The organism is Bordetella genomosp. 12, from assembly GCF_002261355.1.
Classification (GTDB): domain Bacteria; phylum Pseudomonadota; class Gammaproteobacteria; order Burkholderiales; family Burkholderiaceae_B; genus Bordetella.
Map to the genome: position 1 here is coordinate 507,381 of NZ_NEVU01000001.1, position 14,354 is coordinate 521,734.

The 14,354-nt window shown below is 66.4% G+C and carries 11 protein-coding genes; 10 read left to right on the plus strand and 1 reads right to left on the minus strand.

Annotated elements, in window-relative coordinates:
- Nucleotides 1-8: 8 nt before the first annotated feature.
- The 3 genes from CAL22_RS02450 to CAL22_RS02460 all read left to right on the plus strand — a co-directional run bounded on the left by CAL22_RS02450 (nt 9) and on the right by CAL22_RS02460 (nt 2,197).
- On the plus strand, nt 9-896 hold the full coding sequence (locus CAL22_RS02450; RefSeq protein ID WP_094810033.1) for a segregation and condensation protein A: 888 nt from the start codon (nt 9-11) through the stop codon (nt 894-896).
- 15 nt (nt 897-911) lie between these two features.
- Nucleotides 912-1,754, plus strand: coding sequence for a pantoate--beta-alanine ligase (gene panC / locus CAL22_RS02455; protein WP_094810035.1), 843 nt, complete (start codon nt 912-914; stop codon nt 1,752-1,754).
- 98 nt (nt 1,755-1,852) lie between these two features.
- The gene (locus tag CAL22_RS02460; protein WP_094811072.1) at nt 1,853-2,197 is read left to right on the plus strand and encodes a response regulator transcription factor; all 345 of its coding nucleotides are present in this window, start codon (nt 1,853-1,855) and stop codon (nt 2,195-2,197) included.
- On the opposite strand, the gene CAL22_RS02465 is transcribed toward CAL22_RS02460, so the two are convergent.
- Entirely contained in the window at nt 2,115-2,849 is a 735-nt protein-coding gene (locus tag CAL22_RS02465; RefSeq protein WP_094810037.1) for a hypothetical protein, read from the minus strand. The two genes, CAL22_RS02460 and CAL22_RS02465, sit on opposite strands and share 83 nt — an antisense overlap.
- A 194-nt stretch (nt 2,850-3,043) precedes the next feature.
- On the opposite strand from CAL22_RS02465, the gene CAL22_RS02470 reads away from it, so the two are divergent.
- From CAL22_RS02470 to CAL22_RS02500, 7 genes are all read left to right on the plus strand, one after another.
- Nucleotides 3,044-3,790, plus strand: a complete 747-nt coding sequence (locus CAL22_RS02470; RefSeq protein WP_094810039.1) for a prepilin peptidase — start codon at nt 3,044-3,046, stop codon at nt 3,788-3,790.
- 11 nt (nt 3,791-3,801) lie between these two features.
- Nucleotides 3,802-4,407, plus strand: a complete 606-nt coding sequence (gene coaE, locus CAL22_RS02475) for a dephospho-CoA kinase (protein ID WP_094810041.1) — start codon at nt 3,802-3,804, stop codon at nt 4,405-4,407.
- An 81-nt stretch (nt 4,408-4,488) separates the two neighbouring features.
- Complete coding sequence (gene zapD, locus CAL22_RS02480; protein WP_094810043.1) at nt 4,489-5,241, plus strand: cell division protein ZapD; 753 nt, start codon at nt 4,489-4,491, stop codon at nt 5,239-5,241.
- 170 nt (nt 5,242-5,411) lie between these two features.
- On the plus strand, nt 5,412-6,686 hold the full coding sequence (locus tag CAL22_RS02485) for an MdtA/MuxA family multidrug efflux RND transporter periplasmic adaptor subunit (protein ID WP_094810045.1): 1,275 nt from the start codon (nt 5,412-5,414) through the stop codon (nt 6,684-6,686).
- Between the two features lie 6 nt (nt 6,687-6,692).
- A complete protein-coding gene (locus CAL22_RS02490; RefSeq protein ID WP_094810047.1) occupies nt 6,693-9,788 on the plus strand; it encodes an MdtB/MuxB family multidrug efflux RND transporter permease subunit in 3,096 nt (1,031 codons plus the stop codon).
- Nucleotides 9,785-12,898, plus strand: a complete 3,114-nt coding sequence (locus CAL22_RS02495) for a multidrug efflux RND transporter permease subunit (RefSeq protein ID WP_094810049.1) — start codon at nt 9,785-9,787, stop codon at nt 12,896-12,898. Before CAL22_RS02490 ends, CAL22_RS02495 begins: the two co-directional genes overlap by 4 nt.
- Nucleotides 12,898-14,349, plus strand: coding sequence for an efflux transporter outer membrane subunit (locus CAL22_RS02500; protein ID WP_167383559.1), 1,452 nt, complete (start codon nt 12,898-12,900; stop codon nt 14,347-14,349). The genes CAL22_RS02495 and CAL22_RS02500 overlap by 1 nt, the downstream gene beginning before the upstream one ends.
- The last annotated feature ends 5 nt before the right edge of the window (nt 14,350-14,354 follow it).

The following is a 14,354-nucleotide window of genomic DNA, read 5'->3' on the forward strand; positions in this document are numbered from 1 at the left end:
GGGCGCGCATGTCGCAAAAAACGATGATCCCGGGCGATGATCTGCAGGCGCTGGTACAGCCGCCGGTCGACAGCACGCCCGACACCGTCGACAGCGTGGCCTTCGCCCGCCTCTACGGCGAGCCGCTGTTTCAGCTGCCCACCGATCTGTACATCCCGCCCGATGCGCTGGAGATTTTTCTCGAGGCTTTCGAAGGGCCGCTGGATCTTCTGCTCTATCTGATCCGCAAGCAGAACTTCAATGTGCTGGACATCCCCATGGCGGATGTCACGCGGCAGTATCTGTCGTATGTGGATCAGATCCGCACGCACAATCTCGAACTCGCCGCCGAGTACCTGCTCATGGCGGCCATGCTCATCGAGATCAAGTCGCGCATGCTGCTGCCGGTCAAAAAGAGCGACACCGGCGAAGAACCCGAGGATCCGCGCGCCGAGCTCGTGCGCCGCCTGCTCGAGTACGAACAGATGAAGCTGGCCGCCCAGCGCCTGGATGCCCTGCCGCAACTGGGGCGCGACTTCCAGCGCGCCCAGGGCGTGGCCGACATCAACGTCGAGCGCGCCCTGCCCGAGGTCAGCCTCGAGGACTTGCGCAGCGCCTGGGCCGACATCATCAAGCGCGCCCGCTTGAACCAGCATCACCACATCACCCGCGAGCAGCTCTCGGTGCGCGATCACATGACGCACATCCTGCGGCGCCTGAACGACGTGCGCTTCATCGAGTTCACCGACCTCTTTCTGGAGCGCATCACCGAGGGTGCGCCCGTGGCGGTCGTGGTGGTGCATTTCATCGCCATGCTGGAGCTCGCGCGCGAGTCCCTGCTGGATATCACTCAGGCCGAACCTTACGCGCCTATCTACGTGCGCCTGGCTTATACCAGCGTGTCTGCCGCAGCCTAGCCTCCGGAGATTTTCTTGAAAGTCGTCCACACCATTCAGGACATGCGCGATCATTTGCGCGGTCAGAACCGTATCGCCTTCGTGCCCACCATGGGCAATCTGCATGAGGGCCATCTCGCGCTCATGAAGCTGGCCCGCCAGCATGGCGATCCAGTCGTCACCAGTATTTTCGTCAACCGTCTGCAGTTCGGCCCGAACGAAGACTTCGACCGTTATCCGCGCACGCTGCAGGATGATGTCGAGAAAATGGAGCGCGACCGCGACGTCTACATGGTGTTCGCGCCGGACGAACGCGAAATGTATCCCGAGCCGCAGAGCTACCGGGTCCAGCCGCCGGACGACCTGGGCGACATCCTCGAAGGCGAGTTCCGCCCCGGGTTTTTCCAGGGCGTGTGCACGGTGGTGCTCAAGCTGCTGTCCTGCGTGCAGCCGCGCGTGGCGGTCTTCGGCAAGAAGGATTATCAGCAACTCATGATCGTGCGCGCCATGTGCCGCCAGTTTCAGTTGCCGGTGGAGATTCTGGCGCACGAGACGGTGCGCGCGTCCGACGGCCTGGCGCTGTCGTCGCGCAATCGTTATCTGTCGCCCCAGGAGCGCGGCGAAGCGCCGCGCCTGTACGCGGTGCTGGGCGCATTGCGCCAGCGCGTGCTCGATGGCGCGGATGACCTTGCCCTGCTGGAGCAGGAGGCGGCGGCGCAATTGTCCGCGCACGGCTGGAAGGTCGATTATGTGTCGTTGCGCCGGCAGCGCGATCTGAAGGCGCCCACGGCCGAGGATTTCGGCGCCCGCGAGCCCCTGGTGGTGCTGGCGGCCGCCAAACTCGGCGCGACCCGGCTGATCGACAACCTCGAAATCTGACGGCTGTCGCAAAACCGCTCCGGCCTCGGAACAATCAGATGGCCGGGGCCGAACGCGGCTGACAGACTGCCTGCAAAGCTCGATTGCAGGTGCTCGTCATGCGCGTTGATTCTTTCTCTGATGTTGCGTCAGTCGCCGCGCTCACGCCGCGTGAGCGCGAGGTGCTCGCCTATCTGGCCCGAGGCCAGGCCAACAAGGTCATTGCGATCGAGTTGGGGATTTCCATGCGTACGGTCGAGGCGCATCGGGCGCGCATTTTCCGCAAATTGGGCGTGCGCAACGTGCTGGAGCTGATATGCCGCCTGTGTCCTTACCGGCCGGCGCTGGCTGAGCCCGCGCCGGCCTGCTTCAGGCTGGGGCTTATTGGCCGCAGCGCGGAGCCGGCTGCTTGTCCAGTTCGGACACCGGATCAAGATCCGGCTGGCGGGTCAGGGTGTAGTTGAGGTTGGGCATGTGGCCGTTGACCGCCCGCACGCGCAGCGTGTTGTTGGCCGGCACGGTGAAGTCAGCGCGCACGTTGCCGCTGGCATCCATCAGCAGGATACGCGGGGGGCGCTCATGCAGCGCATCCCAGCAACCCTGCTCGAACGTCGGCTTGCCGGCGTTGGGGTGGCCGTTGAGATACGAGATGCGGGCCCGCCACTGGCCCGTGGGCGCCAGCGTCAGCGTCACCAGTTGGGCGCTGCAGTTCATGTCGGCATGCAGGCAGGGCAGGGTGCCCTGGAAAGTCTGGGCCTGGGGCACCAGTTCGCGCGCGGCCGTGGTCACATTGGCCGGCGCGACGGCAGCGGCGCTGCTGTCGTAGCTCGGCGCGGCGACGCCCTGCTCGTTGTCGGCCGTGGCCTGCTGCACGGCCTGCTGGCGGCCGGGTTGGCGCGGCTTGAGCTCGATCTGCAATTGCGACGGCGCGTTCACGACGGTGCGGTAGCCGGCGGCCTGGGCCTGCGCCTGCGCATCCGTCACGGTGCTGGCCGCCGGCGGGTTGTAATAGCCCTCGCTGCGCTGTTGCGCGCAGCCGGCCATGAGTGCCGCGGCCAGTATGGCGCCAGCCAGAGGAAGAGGGCGGATTCGGGAAGCGAGCGTGAGGGCCGACATGGCAGCGTGTCCGGAGTTTGTTGGTCTGTCCTGATTTTACGCAGGATTGCCGCGATTCGATACGTCGGCTCGCCGGCCGCATTGCTTTGACAACGTTTTGCGTCCACAAAGCCGCCTCCGCGCGCGATCGGGTTCGATACACTCGCGGGTGCACGCTTGCCCTCTCTCGCAACCTCCTCGCTCAAAGGCCGCGCATGTCTCTTTCCGCCGTTTATCTGCTGGCCGCCCTGGCGGGTCTGGCGCTGGGCGGCTGCGCGACCGTGTTCAGCCACTATCTGCCCACCTATCTGCGGCGTGTCTGGCGCGGGCGCCAGGCCGGCCTGAATCTGCCGCCGCGCGCGCGCCGCCGCCTGTGGCCGGCGGTCGGCTGGTGGCTGGCGGCGCATGGGGCGCCGCGCCAGGCCGCCGCCTGGCGGACCCCCTGGCCGGAGTTGCTGCTGGCGGCGCTGTTCATGGCCTGCGTCTGGCGCTTCGGCCCGGGCTGGCTGGCGGCCTGCGCGATGGGCTATTGCCTGGCCCTGGTGCTGATGGCCTGGGTCGACAGCCGCAGCTACATTCTGCCCGACCTGCTCACATTGCCCCTGCTCTGGGCCGGCCTGCTGGTCAATCTGGACGGCGCGCTCACCCCCTTGCCTCATGCGGTGCTCGGCGCGGTCTTCGGGTATGGTCTGTTGTGGGTCTTCTATCATGTGTTCAAGTGGTGCACCGGCCGTGAAGGCATGGGCTACGGCGATTTCAAGCTCACTGCCGCGCTGGGCGCCTGGCTGGGGGCGGGGGCCCTGGCGCCGCTGCTGTTGCTGGCGGCGCTGGCGGGCCTGATCGTCGGCGTGACGGCCCGGCTGCGCGGCGGGCCGGACAGGCCTCAGCCGTTCGCGCCGTTTCTGGCCCTGGCCGGCATCGTGGGCCTGATGTGGCCGCCACAGTGGGGAGGATTGTTTTGACGGGAATCGTCATGCTCAAGATCGGTTTGACCGGCGGCATCGGCTCGGGCAAGACGCGCGTGGCCGACCTGCTCGGCCAATGGGGCGCGTGTGTGATCGACACCGATGTCATCGCGCATGCCCTGACCCAGCCCGGCGGGCTGGCCATGCCCGCCATCGTGCAGGCTTTCGGGGCGCACTCGGTACGCCCCGATGGCGCCATGGACCGCGACTGGATGCGGGCGCGGGTCTTTCGCGAGCCCGACGCGCGGGCCCGGCTCGAAGCCATCCTGCATCCGCTGATCGGCCAGCAGACCCAGGCCGCGGCCGAGGCGGCGCAAGGCAGTTATGTGGTGTTCGTGGTGCCCTTGCTGGTCGAGTCGGGACGCTGGCGCCAGCGGATTGATCGTATATGTGTGGTCGATTGCGATCCCGACACTCAGATTGCGCGGGTTCAGCAGCGCAGCGGGCTGACGGAGTCCGACATCAGGCGTATCATGGCAGCACAGGCCGCGCGATCAACCCGGCTGGAAGCCGCCGATGATGTCATCCTCAATGACGGCTCCACCACGGCAGAGACCTTGCTCGCGCGGACAAGAAGTCTGCACGAACGCTATCTTGGATTGGCGCGCGCGTAGGACCGGCCCGGGCAGACCGCAGCCGGCAATCCTTGACCAACCTCGGCCTCGCGGCCGATACAAGACGGGCCTGTAGCCAGCGTGATTCTGTACGAATACCCCTTCAATGAACGCATCCGGGCCTATCTGCGGCTGGAGTACCTCTTCGACCGCCTGACCTTCTTCGCGCGTGAAGGCGATGCGCGCCAGCACCAGGTCGCCGTCACGTCGCTGTTCGACATTCTGGACGCCTGCGAGCGTACGGACATGAAAGGGGCTGTGCTGCAGGATCTGGAGCGCCAGCGCATGGCGCTCAATGGCCTGCGCGATCATCCGGGCGTCGACCAGGACGCCCTGGAGTCGATGCTGCGCGAGCTCGAGCGTGTCTTCAGTGCCCTGTCGGTGGTCGGCAAGACCGGCCAGGGCCTGCGCGAAAACGAGTGGCTCGGCAGCCTGCGCGGCCGCTTGGCCGTGCCCGGCGGCGCCACGCAGGTCGACATGCCCTCCTACTACGCCTGGCAGAACAAAGCCGAGTCGCTGCGGCTGGCCGATCTGCAAGGCTGGATGCAGCCGTTCCAACCGTTGCAGGAGGGGTTGGGCCTGGCCTTGCGTCTGTTGCGCGAGGCGGGCCGGCGCAACGACGCCCAGGCCGAGCAGGGCGCCTATCAGCAGATGCTGGGAGGCAAGACCTTCCATCTGTTGCGGGTCTGGGTAGACCCCGAGTCCGGGTGCTTCCCGGAGATCAGCGCCAACAAATACATGGTGTGGATACGCTTTTCCACCCAGGATGGCGACCTCAAGCCGCAGCAGGTGAGCCGCAACATCGACTTCAAGATGTCGTTGTGCTCGTCCTGAGCGCATGCCAGCCGCCGGCGGCATAAAAAGGGACGTATTATTTTCCCCGGGGTGAAGATGTTGCGCGGGATTTCAGAGCCGCGTCAGAACCCTGCCTTTTCGCGCGGGTCTGAGGGAGAATAGCCGCTCCCGTCCCTTCTTCTTTATTTCTCGCATCCTGGGCCCGTCCTATGCATGATTCTTCCAACACCGCCTCGCGCCGCCGCTGGATCGGCATTGCGCTTGTCGTCATTGCATTGGCCGCGGTGGCCTGGGTGGTGCTCAAACCGGCCAAGCCGGTCAACCGCATGGGGCGGCCCGGCGCCGGCGGCCCTGGCGGTCCCGGGCCGGGAGGGCCGGGCGGTTCCGCCGCGCTGATGAACATGGCCATTCCTGTCAAAGTGGCCGAGGCGCGTTCGCAGGATATCGACATCGTATTGCGCGCCCTGGGGACGGTCACGGCCTACAACACCGTCACGGTGCGGCCGCAGGTCAGCGGCGAGTTGGTCAAGGTCGCTTTCACCGAGGGGCAGATGGTCAAGGCCGGCGAACTGCTGGCTCAGGTTGACCCGCGGCCGTTCGAGGTCGCGCTGGCGCAGGCACAGGGCCAGCAGCAGCAGAATCTGGCGCAGCTCGAAAATGCCAAGCGCGATCTGCAGCGCTACCAGACGCTGTTCAAGCAGGACTCCATCGCACGCCAGCAGCTCGACACGCAAGCGGCGCTGGTGCGCCAGTACGAGGGGTCGGTCAAAAGCGATCAGGCCGCCGTCGACAGCGCCAAGCTGAATCTGGCTTATTCCCGCATCACGGCTCCCATCAGCGGCAGGCTGGGCCTGCGCCAGGTGGATCAGGGCAATCTGGTGTCCAGCAGCGACACCAACGGGCTGGTGGTCATTACCCAGACCCAGCCGATCTCGGTGGTGTTCACGCTGCCCGAGACGCAACTGCAGCAAGTGCTCGAGCAGGTGCGGGCCGGCAAGACCTTGCCGGTCGAGGCCTATGACCGCGCCGATACGCGGCGCATCGCCAGCGGGGTGCTCGAAACCATCGACAACCAGATCGATGTCTCTACCGGTACCGTCAAGCTCAAGGCCCGCTTCGACAATGCCGACCAAACGCTGTTTCCGAATCAGTTCGTCAACGTGCATCTGCTGGTCGAGACGCGCAAGGACGTGACCGCCATCCCCACGGCCGCCGTGCAGCAGGGCTCCGTGGGTTCCTTTGTCTTTCAGGTGCAGGCCGACGACACGGTCGTCGTCAAACCGCTGAAGCTGGGCGCCATCAACGCCGGCTGGGTGGCGGTCAACGAAGGGTTGTCACCCGGCGACCGGGTGGTCACCGAAGGTACCGACCGTCTGCGTGCCGGCGCCAAGGTGCAGGTTGGCACGCCCGCGGCCAACGGCGCGCCGACGCCTGCCGGCCAACCCCAGGCCGCGCAGTCCGGCCGCCATCACGCCGCCAGGTAACTCCCCGTGAGCCCGTCGCGCCTGTTCATTCTGCGGCCGGTCGCCACCACCTTGTCCATGGTGGCCATTCTGATCGCCGGCCTGATCGCCTATCGCTTGCTGCCGGTGTCGGCGCTGCCCGAGGTGGATTACCCGACCATCCAGGTCGTGACGCTGTATCCGGGCGCCAGCCCCGACGTGATGACCTCGCTGGTGACCTCCCCGCTGGAGCGCCAGTTCGGGCAGATGCCCGGCTTGAATCAGATGTCCTCGACCAGTTCGGGCGGGGCATCGGTCATCACCTTGCAGTTCAGCCTCAGCCTGCCGCTGGATGTCGCCGAACAGCAGGTGCAGGCGGCCATCAACGCCGCCTCCAATCTGCTGCCCAGCGATCTGCCGGTGCCGCCGGTCTACAACAAGGTCAATCCGGCGGACGCGGCCGTGCTGACGCTGGCGATCTCCTCGCCCACCATGCCGCTGCCGCAGGTGCGCGATCTGGTCGATACGCGCATGGCGCAAAAGCTGTCGCAGGTGCCGGGCGTGGGGCTGGTCAGCGTGGCGGGCGGGCAGCGGCCGGCGGTACGGGTGCAGGTCAATCCGCAGGCGCTGGCCGCCGCGGGCATGAGCCTGTCGGATCTGCGCACCGCCGTGGTGGGGGCCAACGTCAACCAGCCCAAGGGCAATCTGGACGGGCCGCTGCGCTCGACGACCATTGACGCCAACGACCAGTTGAAGTCGCCCACGGATTACAACGACCTCATCATCGCCTACAAGAACGGCGCGCCCATGCGCCTGTCCGATGTGGCGCAGGCGGTGCAGGCCGCCGAGGACACGCGCCAGGCGGCCTGGGCGGGCGACAAGCCCGCGATTCTGCTGAACGTGCAGCGCCAGCCGGGCGCCAATGTCATCGAGGTGGTCGACCGCATCCGCGAGATGCTGCCGCAGTTGCGGGCGGCCCTGCCGGCCACCCTGGATCTGCAGGTGGTGTCCGATCGCACCCAGACCATCCGGGACTCGGTCAAGGATGTGCAGCACGAAATGCTGATGGCCATTGCCCTGGTGGTGATGGTGACCTTCGTCTTTCTGCGCAGCGCCACGGCGACCTTCATCCCCAGCGTGGTCGTGCCGCTGTCGCTGGTCGGCACCTTCGGCATCATGTATCTGGCCGGGTTCAGCATCAACAACCTGACGCTGATGGCCCTGACCATCGCCACCGGCTTCGTGGTGGATGACGCCATCGTGATGATCGAGAACATCGCGCGGCACATCGAGGAGGGCGAGTCGCCCATGCAGGCCGCGCTCAAGGGCGCCTCGCAGATCGGATTCACGCTGATCTCGCTGACGTTCTCGTTGATCGCCGTGCTGATTCCGCTGCTGTTCATGCAGGAGGTCGTGGGCCGCTTGTTCCGCGAGTTCGCCGTGACCCTGGCCGTGGCCATCCTGATTTCCCTGGTGGTGTCGCTCACGCTCACGCCCATGATGTGCGCGCGGCTGCTCAAACCCGAGTCGGCCCAGCGCCACGGGCGCTTTCATCAATGGACCGGCCAGTTCATCGACCGCGTCATCGCCGCTTACGACCGTATGCTCCAGGTGGTGCTGCGGCACCAGACCGCCACGCTGCTGGTGGCGCTGGCGACCTTCGCCCTGACGGTGATCCTGTATATCGTGATCCCCAAGGGCTTTTTCCCGCAGCAGGACACCGGGCTCATTCAGGGCATCACGCAGGCGCCGCAATCGATCTCCTTCGCGGCGATGTCGCAGCGCCAGCAACAGATCGCCGATCGCATCGCGCAGGATCCGGATGTCGCGGCGGTGTCCTCGTTCATCGGGGTCGATGGCAGCAACGCCACCGTCAACGCCGGGCGCATGCAGATCGCGCTGAAGACGCAGGACGAGCGCGGCGCTGATCTGAAGACCATCATGCAGCGCCTGCAGCACGCCGTGGCCGGCATGAACAATGGCATCACGTTGTATCTGCAGCCGGTGCAGGACCTGACCATCGAGGATCGTGTCGCGCGCACCCAGTACCAGCTGACGCTGTCCAACCCGGACCTGGCGCAGTTGAGCGCATGGGCGCCCAAGCTGGTCGACCGCCTGAGCAAGCTGCCCGAATTGGCCGATGTCTCGCACGATCTGCAGGATCAGGGGCTGATGACCTGGGTGGACATCGACCGCGACGCCGCCTCGCGGCTGGGCATCACCGCCTCGACCATCGATGAGGTGCTCTACGATGCCTTCGGGCAGCGGCTCATCTCCACCATCTTCACGCAGTCCAATCAGTATCGCGTGGTGCTCGAAGTGTTGCCGCAGTTTCGCCGTGATGCCTCGTCACTGGACCAGATCCATGTGCCGACGTCCAGCGGCGGGCAGGTGCCGCTGTCGTCGGTGGCGCATATCTCCGAAGGGCACACCGTGCTGGCCATCAACCGGCTGGATCAGTTTCCCATGGTGACGGTGTCCTTCAATCTTGCGCCCGGAGCTTCTCTGTCGGCGGCGGTCGACGCCATCAACGCCGCCGAACGCGATATCGGCATGCCCACGGCGATCGAAACGCGCTTTCAGGGCGCGGCCCTGGCGTTTCAGAATTCCTTGAACAGTACGCTGTGGCTCATTCTGGCGGCCATCGTCACGATGTACATCGTGCTGGGCGTGCTCTACGAGAGCTACATCCATCCGATCACGATTCTGTCGACCCTGCCCTCGGCGGGCGTGGGCGCTTTGCTGGCGCTGATGATCTCGGGCACCGAGCTGGACATGATCGGCATCATCGGCATCATTTTGCTGATCGGTATCGTCAAAAAGAACGCCATCATGATGATCGACTTCGCCCTGGAGGCCGAGCGCAAGCAAGGCATGGCGCCGCGCGAGGCCATTCATCAGGCGGCGTTGTTGCGCTTTCGGCCCATTTTGATGACTACCCTGGCGGCCTTGTTCGGCGCCTTGCCGCTGATGCTGTCCAGCGGCACGGGGGCGGAGCTGCGCCAACCGCTGGGTCTGGTGATGGTGGGCGGCTTGCTGGTCAGCCAGGTGCTGACGCTGTTCACCACGCCCGTGATTTATCTGATGTTTGACCGTCTGTCCCGGCCGCGCGGCGCGCCCGGCCAGGCGCGGGCCGAACCATGATTCTGTCGGCGCCGTTCATCGTCCGGCCGGTCGCCACCACCCTGCTGGCCCTGGCCGTCGTGCTGGCTGGCACGCTGGCTTTCCGGCTTCTGCCGGTCGCGCCCTTGCCGCAGGTGGATATCCCGACGATCTCCGTGTCGGCCAGCCTGCCTGGCGCCAGCCCCGAGACCATGGCCTCCAGCGTGGCCACGCCGCTGGAGCGCTCGCTGGGCAGTATCGCTGGCGTGACGGAAATGACTTCGCGCAGCACCCAGGGCTCGACCCGCATCACCCTGCAGTTCGATCTGGACCGCAATATCGACGGCGCGGCGCGCGACGTGCAGGCGGCCATCAATGCGGCGCGTTCGTTGTTGCCGACCAGCTTGCGCAGCAACCCGACGTATCACAAGGCCAACCCGTCGGCCGCGCCCATCATGACGCTGGCCATGACGTCCAAGACGCAGACCCAGGGCCAGCTCTACGACCTGGCCTCGACCATCGTGGCGCAGAAGCTGGCGCAGGTCAACGGCGTGGGCGAAGTGACGGTGGGCGGCAGCTCGCTGCCCGCCGTGCGGGTGAGCCTGAACCCAGGCGCGCTGGCCAACCGCGGGGTCTCGCTGGATCAGGTGCGCCAGACGTTGTCCAACGCCAATGCCCTGCGACCCAAGGGCGTGCTCGAAAACGACGAATACCATTGGCAGATCCTGGCCAGCGATCAGCTCAGCCGCGCCGAGCAATACCGGCCGCTCATCGTCGCCTGGGTCAATGGCGCCGCCGTGCGGCTGTCGGATGTGGCGACCGTGGAAGATTCGGTCGAGGACCTGTTTCAAACCGGCTTCTATAACGACGGCCAGGCGATTTTGCTGATTCTGCGGCGGCAGGCCGATGCCAATATCATCGAGACCGTCGATGCCGTGCGCGCGCAGTTGCCCCAGCTCGCGGCACTGTTGCCCGGCGACGTGGACCTCATGGTGGCGCAGGACCGCACTCCCAGCATCCGTGCGTCCTTGCACGAGGCCGAGGCCACCCTGGTGATCGCGGTGGGCCTGGTGGTGCTGGTGGTGCTGCTGTTTCTGCGGCGCTGGCGCGCGGCCTTGATCCCCTCGGTGGCGGTGCCGGTGTCCCTGGTCGGGACTTTCTGCATCATGTACTTGTGCGGGTACACGCTGAACACCATCTCATTGATGGCGCTGATCGTGGCCACCGGCTTTGTCGTCGATGACGCCATCGTGGTGCTGGAAAACATCATGCGGCACATCGAGCAGGGCGCATCGCCCCTGCGGGCGGCGCTGCGCGGCTCGCGCGAGGTCGGGTTCACCGTGCTGTCCATGAGCTTGTCGCTGGTGGCGGTGTTCATCCCCATACTGCTCATGGGCGGGGTCGTGGGGCGGCTGTTCCGCGAGTTCGCCGTGACGCTGTCGGCCGCCATCCTGGTTTCGCTGGTGGTGTCGCTGACCCTCACGCCCATGATGTGCGCCCGGCTGTTGCGCCCCGAGCCGGCCGAGGACGCGGCCCCGCGCGGGCGCGCCAGCCGCATCGGCGCGGCGGTGGCGCATTTTTTCGATGGCCTGCTCGAAGGCTATGCCAGTTCCTTGCAATGGGCCTTGAACCACGGCCGGCTCATGATCGCCATCCTGCTGGGCACCATCGCACTGAACGTCTATCTGTATACCGTCATCCCCAAGGGTTTTCTGCCGCAGCAGGACACCGGCCAGTTGCTGGGCTTTTTCCGGGTCGATCAGGGCACGTCGTTTCAAGCCACGGTGCCCAAGCTGGAGTATTTCCGCAAGATCATCATGGCCGATCCGGCCGTGCAGAGCCTGACCGCCTACGCCGGCGGGCGCGGCGGCAGCAACACGAGCTTCATGCAGATCCAGCTCAAACCGCAGGCCGAACGCGGCGTGAGTTCCGATGATGTCATCAATCGCCTGCGCGGGCGCCTGCAGCGCGAGCCGGGCGCGCAGCTTTTCCTGGTGTCGCAGCAGGATATCCGCATTGGCGGGCGGCAAAGCACGGGATCGTACGATTACACCTTGATGTCGGGCGATCTGGCCTTGCTGCGTACCTGGATGCCCAAGGTGCAGCGCGCCATGTCGGAGCTGCCGGAGCTCACCGACGTCGACGCCGATGTCGAGGACAAGGGACGGCAGATCAATCTGGTCATCGATCGCGAGAGCGCCACGCGCCTGGGGATCAATATGGCGACCATCGCCGCCGTGCTGAACAACTCTTACAGTCAGCGGCAGGTGTCGGTCATGTATGGGCCGCTGAACCAGTACCACGTGGTGATGGGGGTGGATCAGAAGTTCGCCGAGGATGCCGAGTCGCTCAAGCAGCTCACGGTGGTGGCGGCCGACGGCAGCAAGGTCCCGCTGGCCGCGTTCGCGCGCCTGGAGGTCGGCAATGCGCCGCTGAGCGTGAACCACCAAGGCTTGTTCGTGGCCGACACGATTTCCTTCGGCACCGCGCCGGGGGTCTCGCTGGAGCAGGCCACGCGGGCCATCGATGCGGCCGTGGCGCGCATCGGGCTGCCCTCGGATCAGATCCAGGCAGGCTTTCAGGGTACGGCGGCCGAGCTGCAGAAAACGCTGGCGCGCCAACCCTGGTTGATTCTGGCCGCCCTGGTGGCCATGTATATCGTCCTGGGCGTGCTCTACGAGAGCTATATCCATCCGATCACCATTCTGTCGACCCTGCCCTCGGCCGGTATCGGCGCCTTGCTGGCGCTGATGGCGCTGAACACCGAGTTCACCCTGATCGCGCTGATCGGCGTGTTTCTGCTGATCGGCATCGTCAAGAAAAATGCCATCATGATGGTGGACTTCGCGCTGGCGGCGCAGCGCAAGGAAAACATGGCGCCGCGCGAGGCCATTTACCAGGCTTGCCTGACGCGCTTTCGCCCCATCATGATGACGACACTGGCCGCCATCTTTGGCGCGCTGCCGCTGGTGCTGGCCACTGGCGCGGGTGTCGAGATGCGCCAGCCCCTGGGCATCACCATCGTCGGCGGGCTGGTGCTCAGCCAGGTGCTGACGCTCTACACCACGCCGGTTGTCTATCTCTATCTCGACCGTTTTCGTCTCTGGGCCAATCGCCGGCGTGCGGCCCGTCCTGAACCCGAACACCCATGATGCCTAAGCTCCTTCCCGCGCGCGTACTGCCCTTGGCGCTGGCTGCCCTGCTGGCGGGCTGCGCCGTCGGCCCCGATTATCAGCGGCCCGACATCGACGTGGGCACCGCTTTCAAGGATGCCCCGCAAACCGTGCCGGGCTGGCAGCAGGCGCAGCCGGCCGACAGCGCCGTGCGCGGGCAGTGGTGGTCGATCTATGGCGACCCCGTGCTCGATGGGCTGATGCAGCAACTGAACGCCGCCAACCAGACGATCGCGCAGGCCGAGGCCAACTATCGCCAGGCGCAGGCCCTGGTCGGTACGGCGCGGGCGGGTTTCTTCCCGACCGTGGGCGCCGCATCCGGATTGACGCGCTCCGGCGGCGGGACGTCTTCGGGCAGTACGACGGTGGGCAATCAGTACTCGCTCAGCGGCAGCGTGAGCTGGGAGCCCGATCTGTGGGGCCGTGTGCGCCGTGAGTTGGAGTCCAGCCGCGCCAGCGAAGCGGCCAGCGCCGCGGATCTGGCGTCGACCCGGCTGTCGGCGCAGGCCGCACTGGCGCAGAACTATCTGCAGGTCCGCGTGCTGGACGAGCAGAAACGCCTGCTCGAAGCCACGGTGCAGGCCTATGAGCGCTCGCTCACCCTGACGCGCAACCGTTACGAAGCGGGCGTGGCGGGCAAGGCCGACGTGGCCGTGGCGCAGACTCAGCTCGAGAGCACGCGCGCGCAGTCGCTGGATCTGGATTGGCAGCGCGGCCAGTACGAGAACGCGATCGCCGTGCTGGTGGGTAAGGCGCCGTCGCAGTTCTCGCTGCCGGCGGCGCCCTTTACGCAGCGGCTGCCGCAGATTCCGCCGGGTTTGCCTTCGGCCTTGCTGCAACGTCGTCCCGACGTCGCCGCGGCCGAGCGGCGCGCCGCGGCGGCCAACGCACAGATCGGCGTGGCGACGGCGGCCTGGTTTCCCGACCTGACCCTGTCGGCCTCGGGCGGCTTTCGCAGCGGGCAATTCGCCGACTGGCTGACGGCGCCGGCGCGCTTCTGGTCTCTGGGCCCGGCACTGGCCCTGACCATCTTCGATGGCGGGGCCCGCGAGGCGCAGATTGCCTCGGCGCGCGCCGCCTATGATGCGCAAGCGGCCGCCTACCGGCTGTCGGTGCTGACGGCCTTGCGCGAGGTCGAGGATTATCTGGTGCAGTTGCGCGTGATGGAGCAGGAGCAGCAAGTGCAGCGCCGGGCGCTGGAATCCGCCCGCGAATCCATGCGCCTGACGCGCAATCAGTATGAAGCCGGGCTGGTGGACTATCTGAGCGTGGCGGTGGTCGAGGCCACCGCCCTGTCCAGCGAGCGCAATGCCATCAGCCTGCTGGGCAATCGCCTGATCGCCAGCGTGCAGCTGGTTGCCGCCCTGGGCGGCGGCTGGGAGGGGCTGACACCCGCCGAGGCCGCGCCGCCGGCGGCGGCTCAGCCCTGATCGGG

What these genes read in the sequence shown, in the direction of transcription:
- CAL22_RS02500 (WP_167383559.1), top strand. Translation starts at nt 12,898, where the DNA reads ATGCCTAAGCTCCTTCCCGCGCGCGTACTGCCCTTGGCGCTGGCTGCC.
- CAL22_RS02460 (WP_094811072.1), top strand. Translation starts at nt 1,853, where the DNA reads ATGCGCGTTGATTCTTTCTCTGATGTTGCGTCAGTCGCCGCGCTCACG.
- CAL22_RS02485 (WP_094810045.1), top strand. Translation starts at nt 5,412, where the DNA reads ATGCATGATTCTTCCAACACCGCCTCGCGCCGCCGCTGGATCGGCATT.
- coaE (WP_094810041.1), top strand. Translation starts at nt 3,802, where the DNA reads ATGCTCAAGATCGGTTTGACCGGCGGCATCGGCTCGGGCAAGACGCGC.
- CAL22_RS02470 (WP_094810039.1), top strand. Translation starts at nt 3,044, where the DNA reads ATGTCTCTTTCCGCCGTTTATCTGCTGGCCGCCCTGGCGGGTCTGGCG.
- CAL22_RS02450 (WP_094810033.1), top strand. Translation starts at nt 9, where the DNA reads ATGTCGCAAAAAACGATGATCCCGGGCGATGATCTGCAGGCGCTGGTA.
- CAL22_RS02495 (WP_094810049.1), top strand. Translation starts at nt 9,785, where the DNA reads ATGATTCTGTCGGCGCCGTTCATCGTCCGGCCGGTCGCCACCACCCTG.
- CAL22_RS02465 (WP_094810037.1), bottom strand. Translation starts at nt 2,849, where the DNA reads ATGTCGGCCCTCACGCTCGCTTCCCGAATCCGCCCTCTTCCTCTGGCT.